This is a genomic window from Streptomyces cylindrosporus (assembly GCF_022698165.1).
In the GTDB taxonomy this organism is placed as follows: Bacteria; Actinomycetota; Actinomycetes; order Streptomycetales; family Streptomycetaceae; genus Streptomyces; species Streptomyces cylindrosporus.
Genome location: NZ_JALDAY010000002.1, coordinates 111084 through 132904, shown reverse-complemented (window position 1 = coordinate 132904; position 21821 = coordinate 111084). Strand labels below are relative to the sequence as shown.

Sequence of the window (21821 nt, the reverse complement as noted above, 5' to 3'; positions counted from 1 at the left end):
CGAGATGCATCAATGTGACGTTATGTGACCGGTGTAATATGCATGGATGTAGGTCCACATCCACACACAGGACACACCCGCCCGGCGTCTACAGTCCGAGTGGCTCTGGCCGGACATCCACATGACCCCCGAGGAGGGCATGCGCGCCCACCTCGACCTCCAGGGCGGGCAGCCGCACGGCGTGATGATGCCGATCCACTGGGCCACGTTCAACCTGGCGACCCACCCGTGGGCGGAGCCCGGCGAGGGCACCGTCGCGGCCGCCCGGGCCACCGGCTCGCGCATCGCCGTACCCCGTCCCGGAGAGCCCTTCGAACCCACGGCGGAGACGGTGCCGACGGACCCGTGGTGGCGGGCGGTGGCACAGGCGCCGAAGGGCGGCTGGCCGGCCGTGGAGGCCGTGCAGGACGCGGTGGCCGAGACAGTGGTCGGGATCGAGTCCGTACAGGCGCAGGGCAAGACGGCCGAGGGCACGGGCACGGGAGAGCCCGAGACGGTTTCCGCGGGCTGAGGCGTCCGGGAGCGGCTGCGGGAGGATCCCCTGCATGGAGCGGGAGCGGGCCGTCACCGTCGGCGTCGATCTGGCCGCGAGTGCACGGCGCACCGCGGTGTGCCGGGTGGTCTGGAGCGACGAGGGCGCCCTTGACGTGGAGTTCCTCGTCCCGGACGGGGACGAGGAACTGCTGGCGCTGGTCCGGGACGCCGACAAGACGGGGCTCGACTGTCCGCTGGGGTGGCCCTCGGACTTCGTAGCGACCGTGCTCGCCCACCATCAGGGCGTACGGCTGCCGGTCCCGGACCGGTTCGAGGCGCGGGCGGACGGCAGGCCGGGGCTCGACCCGCTGCGGTTCCGGCTGACCGACGACCTCACCTGGAAGGCGACCTCGATGAGGCCGCCCCTGTCCGTCTCCACCGACCTGCTGGGCGTGGTCGCCCTGCGCGCCGCCCGCCTCCTCGACGCCCTCGCCGCGGCCGGTGCGCCGGTGCCCCGGGACGGGTCGGGGCCGGTCGCCGAGGTGTATCCCGCGGCGGCGCTGCGGTTGTGGGGGATCCGCCCGGCCCGCAGCTACAAGAACGCCGGACCCGAAGCCCGCGAGGTCCGGGAGCACATCCTCCACTCACTGGAGACGGGCCTCGGACTGAGCCTGCCCGAGCCCGTGCGCGAGCGGTGCGCCGACAGCCACGACCATCTCGACGCCCTGGTGTGCGCGCTGGTCGCCCGTGCCGTCCTGGCCGGGCACACCGGGTGGCCGCGCACGCCGGCCGAGTCCTCGGTCGCAGCGCAGGAGGGCTGGATCCATCTGCCGGCCGGCGACCTCGCCGTACTCAGGAATGCTCGGGCCCGTCGACATTGAACGTGGACTGCCCGGTCCCGGACCGCATGACGATGATGTCGGCCGGCTCCGACGTGGGGTTGCCCTCGCGGTGCACGGCGCCCTTCGGGACGTACACGAAGTCCCCGGGACCCGCCTCCAGGACGCGTGAGCCGTCCGGGCCGAACTCCATCCGCAGGGAGCCCGTCAGGACGTAGATCACCGACTCGTACTCGCCGTGGTGATGCCAGCCGGAGACCGTCCCGGCATCCGTGCGCACGAACCCCGACCACGTGCCCTCGGTGGCGAACGCCTCCTGCCGGTCCATCCCCGGTGTGCTCGGCCCCGGCCTGCGGTCACCGGGTCGTACGACGACGACCTCGTCGTCTCGGCGCTCCATGGCGGCTCCTTCCGCCCGGGCCGCCGCGGACCCGGGCCCGGCAGTGAACGGGTGGTCACGTCCTCCCGTCAGGCTAGCCGTGATCCCTCTCCACCAGGGGCGATCCGTGATGTGATGGGGCCGTGAGCCGCGCCGCAGAGGAGAGCAACCGCCGGATGCTCCGGGCCCGGGACGCCATGGACCGCGCCTACGCGCAGCCGCTGGACGTGCCGGACCTGGCGCGGATCGCGCATGTCTCCCCGGCCCACTTCAGCCGCACCTTCCGGGCCACCTTCGGCGAGACCCCGCACCGCTACCTGCAGCGCCGCCGGGTCGAGCGCGCGATGTTCCTGCTGCGGGAGACCGACCGCAGCGTCACGGACATCTGCTTCGACGTCGGCTTCGGCAGCCCGGGCACCTTCAGCCGCACCTTCCGCGACATCGTCGGCCGCTCGCCGCGCGAGTACCGCAAGCAGGCGGTGGCCGTGGACGTGCCCACCTGCTTCACCATGGCCTGGCTGCGGCCGGGCGCCTGACGGCCGGCCGACAGAGCAGTTCTGGATAAGTTTTCGCGGGGCCCGCGTCGTAGCGTGATGCCCATGTTCACAGCCATCACGCACTCGCAGATCTACGTCCTCGACCAGGACGAGGCCATCGACTTCTACGTTGGCAAGCTCGGCCTGGAGGTCAACACCGACGCCGATCTCGGCATCATGCGCTGGCTCACCGTCAGCGTCCCCGGCCACCCCGACCGCGAGATCCTCCTGGAGCGCCCCGGACCGCCGCGGCTGTCCGAGGAGACCGCCGAGCAGGTCCGCGAACTGCTCACCAAGGGCGCGACGGGCGGCTACCTGATCTTCGGCACCGACGACTGCCGCAAGACGTACGAGACCCTCAAGGCGAAGGGCGTCGAGTTCACCGAGGAGCCCACCGAGCGGCCGTACGGGATCGACTGCGCGCTGCGCGACCCCTTCGGCAACAGCATCCGCTTCACCCAGCCGAAGGCGTGAGCCGGCCTTCGCGGTTGACACGGACAGTGACGTTCGGGGGAGGACTCCGAGGGGCAAGGTAGGACCCGAAACGGTCCGGTCGGGACGCGGACCGGACGGATACCGGCAAACGGCGAGGGCCGGGGAGCAACCGCTCCCCGGCCCCCGGCATTTTCGAGCGTCCGCTTCTGACCAGCTCTGATCGCTTCCTTGCCCAGTCGGACCGGCCGCCCGCTGGGTTTATCGGTCTGTCGTACGACGCCTCATACCAGAGCGGGACGCTGCGCGTGGGACTTTGTCAACTGCCCACCGCACATGATGCGTTGGCGACTACTGTGAGTGTCCATCGGGCAACGCCTGCCCGAACCGCGCAGACCGCGCCCAGGCACCGACGGACCAGTACGACGAGGACACCGATGTCTCACCTCCGCGCACCGGCCGCACGCGCAGACCGCCGCGAGGGCGGACGGCACGGACGGCCCGTCGCCCGCCCCGTTCCCTCGCTGCCCGAGGCCCACATACGGCCCCAGCTGCTGCGGCTGGCCGTGCTGCCGCCCATCGCGGTAGCCCTGAGCGCCGGCGCGGCCGTGCTGTTCACGGTCCGCTCGACCGGCGCCCGGCCCGGTCTCCCGCTGTGGGGCGTGCTCGCCGGCGCGGTCTCCGTGGCCCTGGCCGCCATCGTGATCGCGGCCGTGGCCGCCGACCGCGCGGCCAAGGCCGTCAGCGACCGCGTCGGGGCCCTGCGCCGCCGCAGCGCCCGGGGCGAGGCCGACCTGCGCGCCCTCGTCGACGCCCTGCGCCAGGGCGAGGCCCCGCCCCAGCGCAAGCCGCGCGGCGGGCCGCCCGAGGACGCGGACGACTTCGAGCTGCTCGCCGCCGATCTGGCCCGTGCGCACGACGGCGCCGTCACCGCCGTCGTCCAGGCCGCCCAGCTCTCCAGCCAGGCGGGCAGCGAACAGAAGCTGGAGGTCTTCGTCAACCTCGCCCGGCGGCTGCAGTCCCTGGTGCACCGGGAGATCTCGATCCTCGACGAGCTGGAGAACGAGATCGAGGACCCCGACCTGCTCAAGGGCCTCTTCCACGTCGACCACCTCGCCACCCGCATCCGGCGCCACGCCGAGAACCTCGCGGTGCTCGGCGGCGCGGTCTCCCGGCGGCAGTGGAGCCACCCCGTCTCCATGACCGAGGTGCTGCGCTCCGCCATCGCCGAGGTCGAGCAGTACTCGCGGGTCAAGCTGGTGCCGCCGATCGACGGGACCCTGCGCGGGCACGCCGTCGCCGACGTCATCCACCTGCTGGCCGAACTCGTCGAGAACGCCACGGTGTTCTCCGCGCCGCACACCCAGGTCCTGCTCCGCGCCAACCTCGTCACCTCGGGGCTCGCGGTCGAGGTCGAGGACCGGGGGCTCGGCATGCCCGTCGCCGAGCAGAAGAAGATGAACACCCTGCTCTCCGACCCCGACCAGGTCAACGTCGCGAGCCTGCTGGCGGACGGCCGGATCGGACTGTTCGTGGTCTCGCAGCTGGCCCGGCGGCACGGCATCAACGTCCGGCTGCAGACCAACATCTACGGCGGTGTGCAGGCGGTGCTCGTCGTACCCCAGGGACTGCTCGGCTCGACGCCGGGAGTGCCCGGGACGGCCCCGCAGCCGCAGGGCGTGCCGGGACCCCCCGGCCAGCCCCGCCCGCAGACCGCGGCCGGCCCTGGCCCCGAGACACTCTCCGGCCGACGCGTCACACCCCCACCCCCCGCACCACGCCGAGGGGAGCGGTGGGAGAACGCCCGGCCCGCCACCACCCCGACGCCGAATGCAGCCATGCCGGGCGGCACGCCGCTCAACGGGGCGGCACGCGGGGGCGCGGCGCCGAATGGCGCGATGCGCGACGGGGCAGTGCCGGGCGGTGCGATGCCGGGTGGCGGTGTGGCGGCCGGCGGGGTGCGCGACGGGTTGGCGCACGGCGGCCCGGCGTCGGACGGTGGCGTGCAAAGCAGCGGGATGCACAGCAGCCACATGCAGGGGGGCGGGGGCGCGGCGGATCCGGCTGCGCCCGGGGTGCCCGTGCCTGGTGGGACCATGTCCGGCGGTGGCGGCATGCCGGTCGGTGGCGGTGGCGGTGGGGCAGCCGACGGGAGTCGGGCGGCCGACGGCGGCGCGCCGGCGCCTCTGCCCGTGCGCGGGCATCACGAGGAGCGGGCCAATCCGGCCGAGGCGCTGCCCGGTATCCGGGCCGACGACCGGCGGCTCGTCGCCGAGCACTCGGTCACCCCGCCGAGGCCCCGCACCGGGCCGGTCCGCGGCACCATGGGCAAGCCCCAACTGCCCCGCCGCCGCGCCCAGGAACACATCGCGCCCCAGCTCCGCGACGGCCCGGCGCCCCGCCAGGACGCCGAGTACCCGGCCGCAGGCCACGACCCCGGCCTGATGGCGGCCTTCCAGCGGGGCATCGGCCTGGCCGAGGCCCAGCAGCACCTGGAGGCGGAGGACGCTTTGACGTCGGACACACCGGCGGCACACACCCGGACCGCGCCCATGCCGCCGTCGGTGTCCATGGAACCGGCCGACATGGATCGCGCCCACATGGGGCCAGGACACATGGACCGCGGCCACATGGAGCCCACCCCCATGGACCCAATGGACCCTATGGAGCCGACCCACACAGGATCCCTCCCCAGGGTTCCGACCCCTCACCTGGACGCACTCCGCACGGACGTCAGCGCCACCACCCCGCCGCACAGCATGGACGTAACTCCCATGGACCCGGCGCACATAGCCGAGGCGCGTCCCGCGGCCGCGCGCGGTGTCGACCATCCCACCCGGCACGACGGGAGCGCACCAGCCGGATGAGCAGCCCAGCCCCCACCTCCGTTCGCACCCCCGCCCCCGTCCCCACCGCTCCCGCAGACCTTCGGACCCCAAGGAGTCGATCCACCATGGCGAGCGATGCGCCGACCGGCCATGTATCCGATCTCGACTGGCTGATGAGCGGCCTCGTGCAGCGCGTACCGCACACGACCAGCGCGGTACTCCTGTCCTGCGACGGGCTCGTGAAGTCGGTCCACGGCCTCGACGCGGACAGCGCCGACCACATGGCCGCGCTGGCCTCCGGCCTGTACTCACTCGGCCGCAGCGCCGGCGTCCGCTTCGGCGACGGCGGCGACGTGCGCCAGGTCGTCGTCGAACTCGACTCGACCCTGCTGTTCGTGACCACCGCGGGCTCCGGCACCTGTCTCGCCGTGCTGGCCGGTCGCGAGGCCGACGCGGCCGTCCTCGGCTACGAGATGGCCATGCTGGTCAAGAGCGTCCGCCCGTACCTGGTGACCGCACCCCGACAGCATGCCGTCGAACCCACGGCGATGAGGCCTTGAGCGTGGCGGCGGCCGGCGACGGGCCCTGGCTCGACGACGCGGCCGGACGGCTCGTGCGCCCCTTCACGGTCAGCAACGGCCGCACCCGGCCGACCATCGCCCTCGACCTCCTGTCGCATGTGATGGCCACCGGCGCCACGCCCCTCGGCTACCTCGGCCCCGAGCACCAGCAGGCGCTCGACCTGTGCCGCGCACCCGTCTCGGTCGCCGAGGTCGCCGCCCATCTGAAGCTGCCGGCGGTGGTCACCAAGGTGCTGCTGTCGGACCTCGTCGACTGCGGGGCGCTCACCACCAAGCCACCCGAGTTCCACCACAACCCGACTGACCGGGCCCTACTGGAGGCAGTGCTCGATGGACTACGACGACAGCTCTGACCCCTTCCCCACCGCACTCAAGATCCTGGTCGCGGGAGGCTTCGGAGTAGGCAAGACGACCTTCGTGGGCGCGGTCAGCGAGATCGCGCCGCTCAGCACGGAGGAGCTGCTCACCACGGTCAGCGCCGCGACCGACTCCCTCGACGGGATCGAGAACAAGGTCGAGACGACGGTGGCCATGGACTTCGGCCGCATCACCCTGGATCCGGAACATGTGCTGTACCTGTTCGGCACGCCCGGACAGGAGCGGTTCTGGTTCATGTGGGACGAACTCTCCGAGGGCGCGCTCGGCGCGGTCATCCTCGCCGACACCCGGCGCCTGGAGGAGTGCTTCGCGGCCGTCGACTTCTTCGAGCAGCGCGGCCTCGGCTTCATCGTCGCCATCAACGAGTTCGACGGCTCGTACCGCTACGACCCCGAGGAGGTGCGGGCCGCCATCGACCTCGCCCCGGAGATCCCGGTCGTGCGCTGCGACGCCCGGATCTCCAGCTCCGGCGTCCAGACCCTGCTCACCCTCGTACGCCATCTCATCGCCCACGCCCCGGCCCATGCGCCGAGCCACGGTGCCCACATGTGAACCCCGCACACCCGCCACGGAGTTGATATATGACCGACGTCCACAGCGACCGCCCATGAGGTACGACCCCTCGCGTCCGGCCGGCCGACTGCTGCTCACCCCGGAGGACAAGGAGGCCCCCGCCCGCACCCGCCGCCTCGGCCAACTGCACCTGGGCGAACACCCGGACCCCGACCTGGACGCCTACGCGGACCGGCTCGCCGAGGTGACCGGTGCGCCGTACGCCATGGTCAACTTCATCGACGAGAACCGGCAGTTCTTCGCGGGCCTGCACCTCCCGGGCGTGCCGTTGCCCGTCGTGAAACCCGACGGGAGCAGGCCGGAGATGGGCCGCGAACTCGCCCGTGACCACGGCTTCTGCCCGCATGTGGTGGTCCGGCGCAAGGCGCTGGTCCTGGAGGACGTCTGCGACTACCCGCGGTTCGCGGGCAACCCGGTCGTCGACGAGTTCGGCATCCGCTCCTATCTGGGCGCCCCGCTCATCGACAGCACGGGGATGGTGCTCGGCACGTTGTGCGTGGTCGACGTGGAGCCGCGGCCCTGGGGCAGGGCGGGTCTGGAGACCATCAAGGCGTCGGCGGCGGAGCTGGTGGCCCGGCTCGAGCGACGGGAGGCGGACGGGCTCCCGCTGCTGTGACCGCGGGCGCCCCATCGCTAGCCGACCGGTCTAGTACCTCCGTACACTCGCGACATGGGACGTACCAGCGACGCCAAGGAGAAGATCCTCGGGGCCGCCCGCTCGCTGATCGAGCAGCGCGGCTACTCGGCGCTGGGCGTGGCCGAGATCTGCAAGGCGGCCGGGGTGCCGAAGGGGAGCTTCTACTACTTCTTCGAGTCCAAGGAGTCCCTGGCGCTCGCGGTCGTGGACGAGCACTGGGCGGCGCAGCGGAGCGACTGGGCGCGTGTGCTCGGCTCGGACGCCGAACCCCTGGAGCGGCTGCGGGAGTTGTTCGTGGAGACGGAGGCCGGGCAGCGGGCGGTGCAGGAGGGCTGCGGCAGTGTGTCCGGCTGTCTGTTCGGCAACCTCACCCTGGAGCTGAGCAATCAGACCGAGGCCGTTCGCGCGCGGCTGCAGGAGATCTTCGAGGCGCAGGTCGACATGGTCGAGGCGGTCGTCGCCCAGGCCCGCGAGCGCGGTGAGGTCGGGGTCGCGGACACCCGGGAGGCGGCGCGGGCGGTGGTGGCTCAGCTGGAGGGCCAGGTGATGTTCGCGAAGCTCTACAACAGCCCGCAGCGCCTCGGTCCGCTCTGGGCCAACTGCCGTGCTCTGCTGGGCGCTTCCTAGTCGTCCTCGACCTGGTGGTCCGCCCAGACGTAGCTCTCGGGCAGCAGGGCGGCGACGGGGACGGCCCGGACGCGGTCGCCCTGCCCGACGACGACCTTGACGGCGGGGAAGTAGTCGAGCAGGACCTGGCGGCACCGGCCGCACGGAGGGACGACCCCGCGGTCGCGGTCCCCGACGGCGACGATCGTGTCCAACTGATAGGCGCCCTGGGCGGCCGCCGCGCCGATGACGACCATCTCGGCGCAGGGCCCGCCCGTGAAGTGGTAGGCGTTCACCGCGGTGATGATCCGGCCGTCGTCGGCGCGCGCCGCGGCCGCCATGGTGTGGTTGTCGCCCCGGCAGCGCGTGCGCGCGACCTCGGCCGCGGCCTCGACGAGTTCGTGGTCCACGGGGTGGGACTGCGTGGTCATCATCTCCGCCTTCGTCGGGTGTCAGCCGACGATCACCCGTGCGACGAGGACACGCAAGCGAATAACCGCCCTAGTAGCCGCGCCAGACGTTGTCGAAGGCCGCGTCCTCGATCGCCTTGCGCTGCCGTACGGCCTCCAGTTCCATCACCGCGTCGCCCACCGCCGCCAGCACCGTCGCGGCGGTGTCGGTGGTCAACTCCGGGGTGTCCACGGGTGGTTCGTCGCCGATACCGGCGGCCGAGGCCAGGGCGAGCAGGACGGGCTCGGCGGCCGTCCAGCGGTCCTCGGCCTCGCGGCGGGCCGGCGAGTCGACCAGCTCCGCGCGACCGCCGAGCAGCGGAATCCGGCGGCCCCGCGGCCGGGCCGTCAGCCCGATCCGCTCCAGGTCGTCGACATAGGCCGCGGACAGCCCGCGTCCCCGGCGCCACAGCCAGTCCTCCACCGACTCGTACGGCTCCTGTCGTACGAGCGCCCCGGCGGCCTCGTCCAACAGGCGGTCGCCCGTGGGGGCTTGGGCGTTCGGCACGATGCGGTCGCCGTCGAGGACGAGGGCCCGGGCCTCGACGAGGTCGAACACCTCGGCCCCGGCGAGTGCGAGCGACAGGTCGCCCTGTTCCACCGGTTTGCCGGCCGGGATGTCCAGGGCGACGATCGCGAGGTCCCGTGCGGTGGTCATGAGCGGCTCCACATCAGTCGGCCGAGTGCGGGGCGAGCGCGTCGGGATCGACGCCCTCGCTCGATTCTCGCCGCCTTTCGGGTTTCGTGTGTCGTACTACGACCATGTGGTGCGGGAAGCCGATCCGCAGCACGGCGGCGGCCGTGGCCGCGGCCAGGACCACGAGGGCGGCCAGGAGCAGGGCCCCGCGGTAGCCGTGGTGGAGCAGCGGGGCGACGACCAGTGGGCCGAGGATCTGGCCGACGGAGTACCCGGCGGTCAGCAGGGCGACCGAGCGCGGGAAGCGCAGGTGCGCCCCGGTGGCCAGGGCCAGCGTGCTCACACCCAGGAACGTGGCGCCGAACAGCACCGCGGACAGCAGCGCGGCGGCCGTCCCGCCGACGAGCGCGGGCAGCGCGATCCCGGCGGCCTGCACCACCAGCGCGGTGAGCAGCAGCCCGGGGCGCGACCAGTGCCGCCCCAGCCGGGCCCACAGCGCCGACGACGGTACGGCGGCCAGCCCGACCAGCACCCAGGCGCCGCCGCCGACCCAGCCGGGGGAGCCCTGGCCGATGGCCGCGACCAGGAAGGTCCCGGCGACGATGTAGCCGACGCCCTCCAGGGTGTAGCTGACGAACAGCGCGCCGAACCAGCGGCGGGTGCGGAGCTTCCCGGTGGCCCCGGACACCTCGGTGGCGGGGGCGTCCTCCGGGCGCAGGTTCCAGGAGCCGGCCGTGAGCAGTGCGGCGAGCGCGGCCGACGCCCACCAGGCGGCCCGCCAGTCGCCGACCGGGCGCAGCGCCAGGACGAGCAGCCCGGACAGCGCGATGCCGCCGCCCACACCGCCGAACGCCCAGCCCGACAGGTGCGGCGGGTGTTCGCGCAGATGGTGCATGAGGGAGCCGGCCGCGACGACGAAGACCAGGGCACTGGCCGCGCCCGCCAGCAGGCGCAGCACCTCCCATGTCGCGGTGTCGCGGGTGAGGGGCATCGCGGTGAGCGTCGCCGTCAGCAGGAGCAGGGAGCCACGCAGGACGGCACGCGAGCGGACCAGCGCGGGGGAGAGGATGCCCGCCAGCGCGCCGACCAGATAGCCGACGTAGTTGGCGGTGGCAAGGTTCGCCCCGGCGCCGGCGGACAGGCCCGCCCGGTTGTGCATGAGGGGCAGGATCGGGGTGTAGACGAAGCGGCCGACGCCCATGCCCGCGGCAAGCGCGGCGGCGGCCCGGGCGACATGCGACCAGGGGGAGGAAGCGCTCACATCCGGCCCGGGTCGTTGGGATGGGACTCCAGCGGGGTGACGGTGAGGGTCATCCACGGGCGCAGCGGCAGCGTGCCGAGCACCTTCTCGGTCAGCTCCTCCTCGTCGGCGGCCCGCCAGACGCCGATGCTGCGCAACTCGCCCACGGGGCGCCACAGTCGGACCAGATTGCCGCCGGCGGCCAGCTCTCTCGCGCGCACCGCCTCGGCGGCCCGGCGCCGGTCGACCTCGTCCTGACCGGTCCCCTCGGGGACGGTGGTGGTGATCTCGACCAGGAACTCTCGCATGACGCGCTCCCTTCGTCGTTCGACGGCCCCATCGTGCGCCCGTCACCAGGGGTGATGCCACGACCGGCTTCCTCGCTGCTGATAGGCCGAGCCTCCCAGCGCGTACGATGGCGCGCGTGGAACTGCGTCAGCTGCGGTACTTCGTCGCGGTCGCCGAGGAGCTCAACTTCGGGCGGGCCGCCGAGCGGCTGCTCATCGCGGGTCCCTCGCTCTCCCAGCAGATCAAGGCCCTCGAACGGGACCTCGGTGTCCGGCTCTTCGACCGGGACCGCCGCTCGGTCTCCCTCACCCCGGCCGGCGCCGACCTCCTCCCGCACACCCGCGCCCTGCTGGAGCGGGCCGACGACCTCAAGCGCCGGGCGGGCCGCCTCTCCGGCTCGCAGTCCGTACGGCTCGGCTACGTCAACTGGCTGCCGCCGGACCTCACTTCACGCACGGCCGCGGTGGCCCGGGTGCACGTCGACGCCTGGGTCGCGCCCTCCCACACCCAGGCCGCCCGGGTCGCCGACGGCAGCCTGGACCTCGCCGTGTGCTGGCTGCGCAACGAGGATCTCGCACGGCTCGGGCTGCGGGCTCGGCTGATCGGCGCCGACCGGCTGTACGCCGTCGCCAAGGGCACCGACACGAGCGACGTCCGGGCCCGGGACACCGACGTCCTCATCGACGACGACATCACCTCCTGGGCGTCCTGGAACGCCTACGCCGAAGAGGTCACCCAGGTCACCGGCGCCCGCGAGGTCCGCATCTCCGACGGCGCCGTCACCGGCCCCGCCTTCTTCGACCACGTCCGCCGCTGCACCCGACCCGTCCTCAACTCCCCCAAGGGACAGACCACTCCGCTCCCGCCCGACCTGGTCCGCCGCGAGATCGTCGAGCCGAGGATCTACTGGACCTGGTCCCTGGTCCGGCGCGCGGACGAGGACCGCCCCGGCGTGCTCGCCGCCGTCGACGCCCTGAGCGACGGCGTCGGCGACCTCGGCATCCACGACCCGGACGCCTGGCTCCCGGCCGACGACCCGCACGCGATCCAGGGCCGACCTCCGGCGGCCGGTACGCGATCCACCGGCTGACCTGGGCTGGGAGCCCGCGCCTTCCACGCGGGAGAAAGCCGATCCTTCCGCCCCTGCCGGGGCTGACCTACCTTCCAAATAGTCGACCGGTCGGCTAGTGACCGGTCACCCACTTGGGAGCAGGCCACCATGAGCACGCAGAACCAGAAGGTCGCGATCGTCACCGGCGCCTCGCAGGGCATCGGCGCCGCCCTCGTCGAGGGCTACCGCAAGCTCGGCCACGCCGTCGTCGCCACCTCGCGCACCATCGCCCCCGCGGACGACGCCGACGTCCTCACCGTGCAGGGCGACATCGCCGACCCGGCGACCGCCGAGCGGGTCGTTACGGCCGCCGTGGAGCGTTTCGGCCGTATCGACACCGTGGTCAACAACGCGGGCGTCTTCGTCGCCAAGCCCTTCACCGACTACACGGCCGAGGACTACGCCACCGTGACCGGCGTCAACGTCGCCGGATTCTTCCGCCTCACCCAGCGGGCCCTGCCCCACCTGCTCGCCCAGGGCGGCGGCCACGTCGTCAGCGTCACCACCAGCCTGGTCGACGCCGCGGACTCCCGCGTCCCGTCCGTCCTCGCCTCGCTGACCAAGGGTGGCCTGCAGGCCGCCACCAAGTCCCTCGCCATCGAGTACGCCACCCGGGGCGTCCGCGTCAACGCGGTGTCGCCCGGCACCATCAGGACTCCCATGCACGCGCCGGAGACCCACGACTTCCTCGCCGCCCTGCACCCGGTCGGCCGGATGGGCGAAGTGGCCGACATCGTCGACGCGGTGCTCTTCCTGGAGACGGCGCCGTTCGTCACCGGAGAGATCCTGCACGTCGACGGCGGTATGAGCGCCGGACACTGACAGGCCGTCACATCACGCACCGAGGAGCGGACATGACCACCACCACGGACGACAAGGCGCTTCTGACCGCGGTCCTCGACGAGTGGAAGGCCGGCGTCGACGCCCACGAACCCGCGCGCGTCGCCGCCCGGTTCACCGAGGACGCGATCTTCCAGGGGCTGCACCCCTACAGCGTCGGACGGCAGGGCATCGCCGAGTACTACGACTCCCAGCCGCCCGGCATGACGGCGTCGTACCGCATCCTGGAGACCAGGCGCCCGGCCGACGGTCTCGTCCTCGGCTATCTGGACGTCGAGTTCTCCTTCACGGACCGGCCCGTACTGCCCGTCAAGCTCGCGGTCCTGCTGAGCCGCGTGGGCGACGACTGGTACATCAGTCACTATCAGGTCTCCCGCCTCGACCAGGCCCGCCACCCGAGGCGCCCGCTACGGAAAGGTCCGCCATGACCGATCTGCGCCTCGGTGTCCTCGGCCACGGACTGCGCGGCTCCCTCGCCCGGCTCGCCCACCGGCCCGGCGGGGGAGCGCGCGTGACCGTCGTCGCCGACCCTGATCCGGAGCGGCGGGAGCGGGCCGCCGCCGACATCCCCGGGGTGCGCACGGTCGACGACCACCGCGAGGTGATCGACGCCCCGGACGTCGACGCCGTCCTCGTCCTTACCCCGGACCACACCCACGCCGACCTCGCCCGCGCCGCCCTGCGCGCGGGCCGGCCCGTCTTCGTCGAGAAACCCCTCGACATCACCGTCGACCGCTGCGACGACATCCTGCGCACCGCCCGCGAGACCGGCACCCGCCTCTACGTCGGCCACAACATGCGCCACATGCCGGTGGTCCGCCTGATGCGCGACCTCGTCACCCGCGGCGACATCGGAACCGTCAAGACCGTCTGGGTCCGCCACTTCGTCGGCTACGGCGGCGACTGGTACTTCAAGGACTGGCACGCCGAACGCCGGTACACCACAAGCCTGTTGCTCCAGAAGGGCGCCCACGACATCGACGTGCTGCACTGGCTGGCCGGCGGCTACACACGCCAGGTGCAGGCCTTCGGCGACCTCATGGTGTACGGCGACAACCCGCACCGCCGGGCGCCGGGCGAGCCCAAGACCGCCGACTGGTACACGAAGGACGGCCATTGGCCGCCGCACACCCAGCGGGCCCTCAACCCCGTCATCGACGTCGAGGACGTGTCACTGGTCAACATGCGCCTGGACAACGGGGTGTTGGCGGCCTACCAGCAGTGCCACTTCACCCCCGACTACTGGCGCAACTACACCGTCATCGGCGACGCCGGCCGCCTGGAGAACTTCGGCGACGGGCCCGGCGGAGTGGTGCGCGTCTGGAACTCCCGGCGCTCCGGCTACCGGGCCGAGCCCGACGCCGAGTACCCGGTGCCGGAGGTGACCGAGGACGCCGAGCACGGCGGCGCCGATCCGCTGATCATCGACGAGTTCCTGCGCTTCGTACGCGACGGCGGGCCCACCGACACCTCGCCGGTGGCCGCGCGGATGGCGGTCGCGGCCGGGTTCGAGGCGACCCGGTCACTGCGCGCGGGCGGTGCCGTACGGGAGGTGCCGCCGCTGGACGCGGAGCTGGCCGGCTACTTCGAGCGGGGGCAGCGGGCGTGAAGCGGAGCCAGGGGTGGCCGGTGTGAAGCGGAGCTGCGGCGTGGCTTAAGAAAAGCTCGATGGACCTGGGGCTGCGGGTACGGCAGATTGCTAGTCGATTCCACCCCCCTCCCCGGCCGCGGGCAGCTTCGGCGTGCCCGCGGCCGGGACCTCACGCACAGGAGCCGTAGCGTTGAAGGCGCTGGTCAAGGAGAAGGCGGAACCCGGGCTGTGGCTCGCGGACGTCCCGGAGCCCGTCGTCGGACCGGGCGACGTACTCATCAAGGTGCTGCGCACCGGCATCTGCGGCACCGACCTGCACATCCGGGCCTGGGACGGCTGGGCGCGGCAGGCGATCAGCGCCCCGCTGGTGATCGGGCACGAGTTCGTCGGGGAGGTCATGGAGACCGGGCGGGACGTCACGGACATCGCCGTCGGCGACCGGGTCAGCGGCGAGGGCCACCTGGTCTGCGGCAAGTGCCGCAACTGCCTCGCCGGACGCCGCCATCTGTGCCGGGCCACCGTCGGGCTCGGCGTCGGCCGGGACGGGGCCTTCGCGGAGTACGTCGCCCTGCCCGCGTCCAACGCGTGGGTGCACCGCGTCCCCGTGGACCTGGACGTGGCGGCGATCTTCGACCCGTTCGGCAACGCCGTCCACACCGCCCTCTCCTTCCCGCTGGTCGGCGAGGACGTGCTGATCACCGGCGCCGGCCCGATCGGCCTGATGGCCGCCGCCGTCGCCCGGCACGCGGGCGCCCGCAACGTCGTGGTCACCGACGTCAGCGAGGAGCGCCTGGAGCTGGCCCGCAAGGTCGGCGTGAGCCTGGCCCTGAATGTGGCGGAGCATCAGATCGCCGACGGACAGCGGGAGTTGGGGCTGCGCGAGGGCTTCGACATCGGCCTGGAGATGTCCGGCCGGCCCGAGGCGATGCGCGACATGATCGCCAACATGACCCACGGCGGCCGTATCGCCATGCTGGGCCTGCCGTCCGCCGAGTTCCCGGTCGACTGGGCACGGATCGTCACCTCCATGATCACCATCAAGGGCATCTACGGCCGTGAGATGTTCGAGACCTGGTACGCGATGTCGGTCCTGCTGGAAGGCGGCCTCGACCTCTCGCCCGTGATCACCGGCCGGTACGGCCACCGCGACTTCGAGGCGGCCTTCTCCGACGCGGCGAGCGGCCGCGGCGGCAAGGTCATCCTCGACTGGACCGCGTAACTCCCTTTCGCCGAAGGTTTCTTAGGAGCTTCCCTGATGTTCGACTCCGTGCGCGACGATCTGCGCGCCACCCTCGACGAGATCCGCGCCGCCGGCCTGCACAAGCCCGAGCGGGTCATCGGCACCCCGCAGTCCGCGACCGTGAACGTCACCGCGGGCGGTCGCCCCGGCGAGGTCCTCAACTTCTGCGCCAACAACTACCTGGGCCTCGCCGACCACCCCGAGGTCGTCGCCGCAGCGCATCAGGCACTGGACCGCTGGGGCTACGGCATGGCGTCCGTCCGCTTCATCTGCGGCACGCAGGAGGTGCACAAGGAGCTGGAGGCCCGCCTGTCGGCGTTCCTCGGCCAGGAGGACACGATCCTGTACTCCTCCTGCTTCGACGCCAACGGGGGTGTTTTCGAGACCCTGTTGGGCCCGGAGGACGCGGTGATCTCCGACGCGCTGAACCACGCGTCGATCATCGACGGCATCCGCCTGTCCAAGGCCCGCCGCTTCCGCTACGCCAACCGTGATCTCGCCGATCTGGAACGCCAGTTGAAGGACGCGTCGGATGCCCGCCGCCGACTGATCGTGACCGACGGCGTGTTCTCCATGGACGGCTATGTGGCGCCCCTGCGCGAGATCTGCGACCTCGCCGACCGTTACGACGCCATGGTCATGGTCGACGACTCCCACGCGGTCGGCTTCGTCGGCCCCGGCGGCCGCGGCACCCCCGAGCTGCATGGCGTCATGGACCGCGTCGACATCATCACCGGCACGCTGGGCAAGGCCCTCGGCGGCGCGTCCGGCGGTTACGTGGCCGCCCGCGCCGAGATCGTCGCCCTGCTGCGCCAGCGCTCCCGCCCGTACCTCTTCTCGAACACGCTCGCCCCGGTGATCGCGGCGGCGTCCCTGAAGGTGCTGGACCTGCTGGAGTCGGCGGGGGATCTGCGGGAGAAGCTGGCCGCGAACACCACGCTCTTCCGGCGCCGTATGACGGAGGAGGGCTTCGAGATCCTTCCCGGCGACCACGCGATCGCGCCGGTGATGATCGGCGACGCGGCGGTCGCCGGGCGGCTGGCGGAGCTGCTGCTGGAGCGGGGCGTGTACGTGATCGGCTTCTCGTACCCGGTCGTGCCGCAGGGCCAGGCCCGCATCCGGGTCCAGCTGTCCGCGGCGCACTCCACGGAGGACGTGAACCGCGCCGTGGACGCGTTCGTGGCGGCGCGGGCCGAGCTGGCGACGGAGGCCGAGCCGACGGTGCGGGCCGAGACGGCGGCGGGGGCCGAGACGGCGGGCTGAGGCGCGGGCTTCGGCACACGGGGCATTTGAGACAATCGATCCCATGATCGAAGCGCGGCGGCTGCACATCCTCCGGGCGGTGGCGGACCATCGCACGGTGACGGCGGCTGCCGCCGCGCTGTATCTCACCCCGTCCGCGGTCTCCCAGCAGCTCACGGCCCTGGAGCAGGAGACGGGCCACCGCCTGGTGGAGCGCGGTGCGAAGGGGGTACGGCTGACTCCGGCCGGCGAGATCCTGCTCGGGCACACCAACGCGGTCCTGGCCCAGCTGGAGCGGGCGGAGGCGGAACTGGCGGCGTACGGCTCGGGTGCGGCCGGCGTGGTCACGGTCGCCTCCTTCGCGACCGGCATCGCGCTGGTCGTCGCGCCCGCGGTGGCCCGGCTCGCCTCGACCTCGCCGGGGATCCGGATCCGGGTCCAGGACGCGGAGGGGGACGCGAGCCTGCCGATGGTGCTGGACCGGCAGGTCGATGTCGCGGTCGCGGTGGAGTACCGGGGGGCGCCGCCGGCCGACGACCCTCGCCTGACCCATGTCCCGCTGTACGCCGAGCCGTTCGAGGCGGTCGTACCGGTGGGGCACCGGCTGGCGGACGCGAACGAGGTGCCGCTGGCGGAACTGGCCAAGGACGCGTGGATCGGCCCGTACCCCGGCAACCCCTGCCATGACGTGGTGGTCCTGGCCTGCGAGAACGCGGGTTTCCAGCCCCGCCTCGAACACTCCTCGGACGACTTCCACGCAGTGATCGCCCTCGCCTCGGCAGGCGCGGGAGTGGCACTGGTGCCGCGCTCGGCACTGCGCGGCGTGGACCTCACGGGTGTGGTGGTACGCCCGGTGGACGGGGTGGCGCCCACACGCCGGGTGTTCGCGGCGGTGCGGCGTGGGGCGGAGGGGCATCCGCTGATCCGGCAGGTGTTGGGGGCGCTGGGGGAGGCGGCGGGGGTGTAGGTCAGGGGGCCTTCCTCCGGCGGAGGAAGCTGGTGACGAGCCAGACGATGCCGGAGAGGGCCAGGGCCAGGAGCGTGACGGGGGCGCGGCCAAAGAGCGAGGACGCGGCTACGGGGACGGCGGCGGGCCGCAGCTTCTCGTCCAGCACGACACCGGTCACGAGGGCCACCGGGGCGATGCACACCATCGTGATGGCGGCGGGGGTGGCCGTGGCCGTCAGGCGGGCGGTCACGGGCAGAACGACGGCCGGCGCGATGAGCAGCACCGCAAGTCGGGACCGGAGGCGCGAGGTGCGCCCGGGGCTGCTCTCGGCGGCGCTTGCCCGCGGCCGTGTGTGACGCTCGGGGACTGATGTCGATGCTGATGGCCTCGGGACCGACGATCGGGCCCATGCCCAGGCCGCCGTGCCGGAGGGTCCAGGTGGCTGGAACGAACGCGGCGTGGTCGGACGAAGCGCGACCGACGGCGATGGCTGAGGGTGAGGTCCGGCAGGGCTCTGCGGCGGGGGAACGGCCACCTGCGGAGGAGGCCAGGCCGATTGCGGCGACGGGCTCGGCGTCTGCGGGGAAGGTGCGGGCGGTTGCGGCGATGGCTCTGGTGCTGGCCCGGAAGATGCGGGCGGTTGCGGCGATGGCCGTTGCGTCTGCGGGGAACATGTGGGCGGCGATGGTTCTGGCGCCGGCCCGGAAGATGCACGCGATGCGGATGTCCGACACCTCGCGCCTCCCCCGTCTTGTCGCCGACACGGGCGTTGCGAATATGGGATATCGTCCCGGATATGGAACAGGCTGAAGTCGATGCCCGGCTCGGTGCCCGCCTCGCCGCGCTGCGGGCCGAACGCGGGTGGTCACTGGGCGAGTTGGCGGAGCGCAGCGGCGTGAGCAGGTCGACGCTGTCCCGGGCTGAGCGCGCCGAGATCAGTCCGACCGCCTCGCTCCTGAACCGCCTGTGCCACGTCTACGGGCGCACCATGTCCCGGCTGCTCAGCGAGGTGGAGGCCGAGCCCGCGCTGCTGGTGCCGAGCGCCGAGCAGCCGGTCTGGGAGGACCGGGCCTCCGGTTTCGTACGACGGTCCGTGTCACCGCCGCACCCCGGGCTGCGCGGCGAACTCGTCGAGGGACGGCTGGCCGCGGGCGCCGACATCGCGTACGACCGGCCCCCTGTGCCCGGGCTGGAACAGCACATCTGGGTTCTGGAGGGGGTGTTGGAGGTGACGGCTCAGGATGCCGGGCATCGGCTCGACGCCGGGGACTGTCTGCGGCTGCGGGTGTGGGGGCCGACTCGGTTCCACTGCCCGGGGCCGGGCGAGGTGCGGTACGTGCTGGCGGTGGTGCTGCCGTGATCGTGGAGCGCCTGGACGAGGGCCGACTCGCGGAGCGCGTGGGCGAGTTGGCGGAGCTGATGGCCGACACCGTGGACGGGGGCGCCTCCATCGGCTTCCTCGCGCCGATGGACCACGCGGCTGCCGTCGCCTGGTGGAAGGAGCGGGCGGCCGAGGTGGCCGCGGGACGGTGGGCGGTGTGGACGGCGTACGACGGGCACCGCACCGTGGGCACGGTCAGCCTCGCCTTCCCCGCCAAGCCCAACAGCCGGCACCGCGCCGAACTGGTCAAACTGATGGTGCACCGGGACGCGAGAGGGCAGGGCCTCGGACGCCGGCTGCTCGGCACCGCGGAGGAAGCGGCAGCCGACGCCGGAATCACCCTCCTCCACCTGGACACCGAGACCGACAGCCCCGCCGAACGCCTCTACGACTCCGCAGGCTGGACCCGCGCCGGCGTCATCCCCGACTACGCGGCGGACCCGACCGGGGTGCTGCGGCCCACGACCCTGTACTACAAGCGGCTGGGTGACCGCCCCTGACCGGTTGACCGAGTGAGCGCTCTCACCAGGTCGTTGTCAGTGGCGGCCGCTACCGTGCGATGCATGCCGGATGCCGAAGACGTACGCCGTATCGCCCTTGCCCTGCCGGACACGACGGAGAAGGTGGCCTGGAGCATGCCCACCTTCCGGGTCGCGGGGAAGATGTTCGCCACGCTGCCCGAGGACGAGACCTCCATCGCCGTGCGCTGCCCGAAGGAGGAGCGCGACGAACTGGTGCTGGCCGAGCCGGAGAAGTTCTGGATCGCCGGGCACGAGGCGCAGTTCGCCTGGGTCCGGGCCCGCCTCTCCGCGATCGAGGACGAGGACGAACTACGCGACATCCTGGCCGACTCCTGGCGCCAGGCGGCCCCGCCCCGACTGCTCGACGCCTACCCGGAACTGGGGCTTCCGGCCGCGGACTGAAACTCGCTCGGGCGTTGTCAGTGCCGGGTGGCATGATCCGGAGGTGAGTGCAGGGGCCGAGGGGATGTAAGGGCCGAGGGGATCGGACGGGGAGGGAGCAGGAGGGGTGGCCGGTATGCCGGCGCAGTCGCCGTTGCCGTCTGCGGAGGCGGGGGCGGCAGGGGGCCGCGAGGATCCGGCGGGCGCGGGTGCCGGTGCGCGGCCCGTCTGGTCGCGGGACTTCGCGCTGTTCTTCGTGGCCCGGGCCGTCGCCCGCCTCGGTGACACCATGCTGCCCGTCGCCCTCGCCGCGGGCCTGCTCCAGCACGGGTACGGCGCGGGGGCGGTCGGCCTCGCCATGGCCGCCACGTCCGTCGCTTTCGCCGGTCTCGTCGTCTTCGGCGGGGTCATCGCCGACCGCTTCAGCACCCGCAAGCTGATGATCGGCGCCGACCTGGTGCGCCTGGGCACCCAGTCCCTCGCCGCCGCCCTCTTCTACTCCGGGCACGTCGTGCTCTGGGAGATCTGCGTCATCGGTTTCGTCAACGGCGTGGCGGGTGCCGTCTTCCAGCCCGGCGTGGCCAGCACCGTGCCCCGGCTCGCCTCCGACATCCAGGGCGCCAACGGCGCGATACGCATAGCCGAGTCCGCAGCCCAGCTCGGCGGGCCCGCCCTCGCCGGCCTCCTGGTCGGCTTCGCCTCCGCCGGCGGAGTCTTCGCGGCCCACGCCGCCACGTACGCCGTGAGCGCCCTGTGTCTCCTGCTCCTGCGCCTGGCCCCGCTGGTCCCGGGCGGCGTACCGGAACACGGCGGCGGCACCTTCCGGGCCGATCTCGTCGAAGGCTGGCGGGAGTTCAGAGCGCGCACCTGGCTCTGGGCGGTGATCGTCGTCTGGTGCGTGTACATGATCGCCGTCTGGGGGCCGTCGGTACCGCTGGTGGCGACCGAGGTCGTCCAGCAGCACGGCCCGCGCGCCTACGGCCTGATCAACTCCGCCCTCGGCGCCGGCACGGTCGTCGGCGGCTTCCTCGCCCTGCGCCTGCGTCCCCGCCGGATGCTGCGCGCCGGCGCGGTGTCCCTGTTCGTGTTCGCCGGGTTCCCGGCTACCGTCGGCGCGGACCTGAGCGTGCCGGTCATGGCGGCCGGAGCGGCCGTCGCCGGGGCCGGGATGTCGTTCTGGGGCGTGATGTGGGCGACCAGCGTGCAGACACAGGTCCCGCCCGACGTCCTCAACCGCATCCACGCGTACGACGTGGCCGGGTCCCTCGCCATGATGCCGGTCGGCCAGGCCCTCGCCGGCCCGGCCGCCTCGGCCCTCGGCGCCGACCAGGTGCTCCTCGTCTCCGGGGCGATCAGCTTCGCCATCCCGGTCGCCCTGCTCTCCGTACCGGCGGTACGGGACCTGATACGGGCCGACGACCCCGGACGATGACGACCCCGGCGAAAAGCGATGCGCGACCACCGACCCGAGTGCGGTATGGTTTCCATGCACGTTCTGCCAGGGGAAACCCCAGGCCAGAAGGTACCGGGACGTGGCGCAGCTTGGTAGCGCACTTGACTGGGGGTCAAGGGGTCGCAGGTTCAAATCCTGTCGTCCCGACCAGCTTTGATGCAGGTCGGAAGCCGTTCTCTCGTTCGTGGGAGGGCGGCTCTTCGCGTTCCTGGCGTCGGCGTCACCACCCTGGTGG

The 21821-nt window shown here is 72.6% G+C and carries 26 protein-coding genes, 1 tRNA gene and 1 pseudogene; 22 read left to right on the top strand and 6 right to left on the bottom strand.

Annotated elements, in window-relative coordinates:
• Positions 1 to 106: 106 nt before the first annotated feature.
• Positions 107 to 511, top strand: a pseudogene (locus MQP27_RS05645) (MBL fold metallo-hydrolase); the annotation flags it as partial.
• A 34-nt stretch (positions 512 to 545) separates the two neighbouring features.
• Positions 546 to 1355: a DUF429 domain-containing protein gene (locus MQP27_RS05640; protein WP_242761831.1), complete on the top strand. Its 810-nt coding sequence runs from the start codon at positions 546 to 548 to the stop codon at positions 1353 to 1355.
• Here the strand turns inward: MQP27_RS05640 and MQP27_RS05635 are convergent.
• A complete protein-coding gene (locus MQP27_RS05635) occupies positions 1327 to 1713 on the bottom strand; it encodes a cupin domain-containing protein (RefSeq protein WP_242761829.1) in 387 nt (128 codons plus the stop codon). The genes MQP27_RS05640 and MQP27_RS05635 overlap by 29 nt on opposite strands.
• A 122-nt stretch (positions 1714 to 1835) precedes the next feature.
• On the opposite strand from MQP27_RS05635, the gene MQP27_RS05630 reads away from it, so the two are divergent.
• The 8 genes from MQP27_RS05630 to MQP27_RS05595 all read left to right on the top strand — a co-directional run bounded on the left by MQP27_RS05630 (position 1836) and on the right by MQP27_RS05595 (position 8284).
• Positions 1836 to 2228 carry a helix-turn-helix domain-containing protein gene (locus MQP27_RS05630; protein WP_242761827.1) on the top strand — a complete coding sequence of 131 codons (393 nt, stop codon included), beginning with the start codon at positions 1836 to 1838 and terminating at the stop codon, positions 2226 to 2228.
• A gap of 63 nt (positions 2229 to 2291) precedes the next feature.
• Positions 2292 to 2702: a VOC family protein gene (locus MQP27_RS05625; protein WP_242761826.1), complete on the top strand. Its 411-nt coding sequence runs from the start codon at positions 2292 to 2294 to the stop codon at positions 2700 to 2702.
• 395 nt (positions 2703 to 3097) lie between these two features.
• Positions 3098 to 5527 (top strand): sensor histidine kinase, encoded by a 2430-nt coding sequence (locus MQP27_RS05620; protein WP_242761825.1) that lies wholly within the window; start codon positions 3098 to 3100, stop codon positions 5525 to 5527.
• 86 nt (positions 5528 to 5613) lie between these two features.
• Positions 5614 to 6048 carry a roadblock/LC7 domain-containing protein gene (locus tag MQP27_RS05615; RefSeq protein ID WP_242761824.1) on the top strand — a complete coding sequence of 145 codons (435 nt, stop codon included), beginning with the start codon at positions 5614 to 5616 and terminating at the stop codon, positions 6046 to 6048.
• 2 nt (positions 6049 to 6050) lie between these two features.
• On the top strand, positions 6051 to 6422 hold the full coding sequence (locus MQP27_RS05610) for a DUF742 domain-containing protein (protein ID WP_242761823.1): 372 nt from the start codon (positions 6051 to 6053) through the stop codon (positions 6420 to 6422).
• A complete protein-coding gene (locus MQP27_RS05605) occupies positions 6400 to 6999 on the top strand; it encodes a GTP-binding protein (RefSeq protein ID WP_242761822.1) in 600 nt (199 codons plus the stop codon). Before MQP27_RS05610 ends, MQP27_RS05605 begins: the two co-directional genes overlap by 23 nt.
• Positions 7000 to 7054: 55 nt before the next feature.
• Positions 7055 to 7636: a GAF domain-containing protein gene (locus tag MQP27_RS05600; protein WP_242761820.1), complete on the top strand. Its 582-nt coding sequence runs from the start codon at positions 7055 to 7057 to the stop codon at positions 7634 to 7636.
• A 54-nt stretch (positions 7637 to 7690) separates the two neighbouring features.
• A complete protein-coding gene (locus MQP27_RS05595; protein WP_242761818.1) occupies positions 7691 to 8284 on the top strand; it encodes a TetR/AcrR family transcriptional regulator in 594 nt (197 codons plus the stop codon).
• Here MQP27_RS05595 and MQP27_RS05590 read toward each other — a convergent pair.
• The 4 genes from MQP27_RS05590 to MQP27_RS05575 form a co-directional block, all read right to left on the bottom strand.
• Positions 8281 to 8694 (bottom strand): cytidine/deoxycytidylate deaminase family protein, encoded by a 414-nt coding sequence (locus MQP27_RS05590; protein WP_242761814.1) that lies wholly within the window; start codon positions 8692 to 8694, stop codon positions 8281 to 8283. The genes MQP27_RS05595 and MQP27_RS05590 overlap by 4 nt on opposite strands.
• Positions 8695 to 8764: 70 nt before the next feature.
• Complete coding sequence (locus MQP27_RS05585; RefSeq protein WP_242761812.1) at positions 8765 to 9370, bottom strand: GOLPH3/VPS74 family protein; 606 nt, start codon at positions 9368 to 9370, stop codon at positions 8765 to 8767.
• Positions 9371 to 9383: 13 nt separating this feature from the next.
• Positions 9384 to 10550 (bottom strand): YbfB/YjiJ family MFS transporter, encoded by a 1167-nt coding sequence (locus tag MQP27_RS05580; RefSeq protein WP_242763575.1) that lies wholly within the window; start codon positions 10548 to 10550, stop codon positions 9384 to 9386.
• Positions 10551 to 10606: 56 nt separating this feature from the next.
• Positions 10607 to 10897: a muconolactone Delta-isomerase family protein gene (locus tag MQP27_RS05575; RefSeq protein ID WP_242761810.1), complete on the bottom strand. Its 291-nt coding sequence runs from the start codon at positions 10895 to 10897 to the stop codon at positions 10607 to 10609.
• 107 nt (positions 10898 to 11004) lie between these two features.
• Here MQP27_RS05575 and MQP27_RS05570 point away from each other — a divergent pair, with 107 nt between their 5' ends.
• From MQP27_RS05570 to MQP27_RS05540, 7 genes are all read left to right on the top strand, one after another.
• Positions 11005 to 11967 (top strand): LysR family transcriptional regulator, encoded by a 963-nt coding sequence (locus tag MQP27_RS05570; RefSeq protein ID WP_278195733.1) that lies wholly within the window; start codon positions 11005 to 11007, stop codon positions 11965 to 11967.
• A gap of 129 nt (positions 11968 to 12096) precedes the next feature.
• Positions 12097 to 12810 (top strand): SDR family NAD(P)-dependent oxidoreductase, encoded by a 714-nt coding sequence (locus MQP27_RS05565; protein ID WP_242761806.1) that lies wholly within the window; start codon positions 12097 to 12099, stop codon positions 12808 to 12810.
• 32 nt (positions 12811 to 12842) lie between these two features.
• A complete protein-coding gene (locus MQP27_RS05560; protein ID WP_242761804.1) occupies positions 12843 to 13256 on the top strand; it encodes a YybH family protein in 414 nt (137 codons plus the stop codon).
• Positions 13253 to 14437, top strand: a complete 1185-nt coding sequence (locus tag MQP27_RS05555; RefSeq protein ID WP_242761802.1) for a Gfo/Idh/MocA family protein — start codon at positions 13253 to 13255, stop codon at positions 14435 to 14437. Before MQP27_RS05560 ends, MQP27_RS05555 begins: the two co-directional genes overlap by 4 nt.
• Positions 14438 to 14609: 172 nt before the next feature.
• Positions 14610 to 15638 carry an L-threonine 3-dehydrogenase gene (gene tdh, locus MQP27_RS05550; RefSeq protein ID WP_242761800.1) on the top strand — a complete coding sequence of 343 codons (1029 nt, stop codon included), beginning with the start codon at positions 14610 to 14612 and terminating at the stop codon, positions 15636 to 15638.
• Between the two features lie 36 nt (positions 15639 to 15674).
• A complete protein-coding gene (locus tag MQP27_RS05545) occupies positions 15675 to 16922 on the top strand; it encodes a glycine C-acetyltransferase (protein ID WP_242761798.1) in 1248 nt (415 codons plus the stop codon).
• Positions 16923 to 16965: 43 nt separating this feature from the next.
• A complete protein-coding gene (locus MQP27_RS05540) occupies positions 16966 to 17868 on the top strand; it encodes a LysR family transcriptional regulator (RefSeq protein WP_242761796.1) in 903 nt (300 codons plus the stop codon).
• 1 nt (position 17869) lies between these two features.
• Here MQP27_RS05540 and MQP27_RS05535 read toward each other — a convergent pair whose 3' ends face one another.
• The gene (locus tag MQP27_RS05535) at positions 17870 to 18133 is read right to left on the bottom strand and encodes a hypothetical protein (protein WP_242761794.1); all 264 of its coding nucleotides are present in this window, start codon (positions 18131 to 18133) and stop codon (positions 17870 to 17872) included.
• Positions 18134 to 18646: 513 nt separating this feature from the next.
• On the opposite strand from MQP27_RS05535, the gene MQP27_RS05530 reads away from it, so the two are divergent.
• The 5 genes from MQP27_RS05530 (at position 18647) to MQP27_RS05510 (ending at position 21736) form a co-directional block, all read left to right on the top strand.
• Positions 18647 to 19210, top strand: coding sequence for a helix-turn-helix domain-containing protein (locus MQP27_RS05530; protein WP_242761792.1), 564 nt, complete (start codon positions 18647 to 18649; stop codon positions 19208 to 19210).
• Positions 19207 to 19731, top strand: coding sequence for a GNAT family N-acetyltransferase (locus MQP27_RS05525; protein ID WP_242761790.1), 525 nt, complete (start codon positions 19207 to 19209; stop codon positions 19729 to 19731). Before MQP27_RS05530 ends, MQP27_RS05525 begins: the two co-directional genes overlap by 4 nt.
• A gap of 63 nt (positions 19732 to 19794) precedes the next feature.
• Positions 19795 to 20154, top strand: a complete 360-nt coding sequence (locus MQP27_RS05520) for an MmcQ/YjbR family DNA-binding protein (RefSeq protein ID WP_242761788.1) — start codon at positions 19795 to 19797, stop codon at positions 20152 to 20154.
• 115 nt (positions 20155 to 20269) lie between these two features.
• On the top strand, positions 20270 to 21565 hold the full coding sequence (locus MQP27_RS05515) for an MFS transporter (protein WP_278195779.1): 1296 nt from the start codon (positions 20270 to 20272) through the stop codon (positions 21563 to 21565).
• 94 nt (positions 21566 to 21659) lie between these two features.
• Positions 21660 to 21736, top strand: a tRNA-Pro gene (locus MQP27_RS05510).
• The last annotated feature ends 85 nt before the right edge of the window (positions 21737 to 21821 follow it).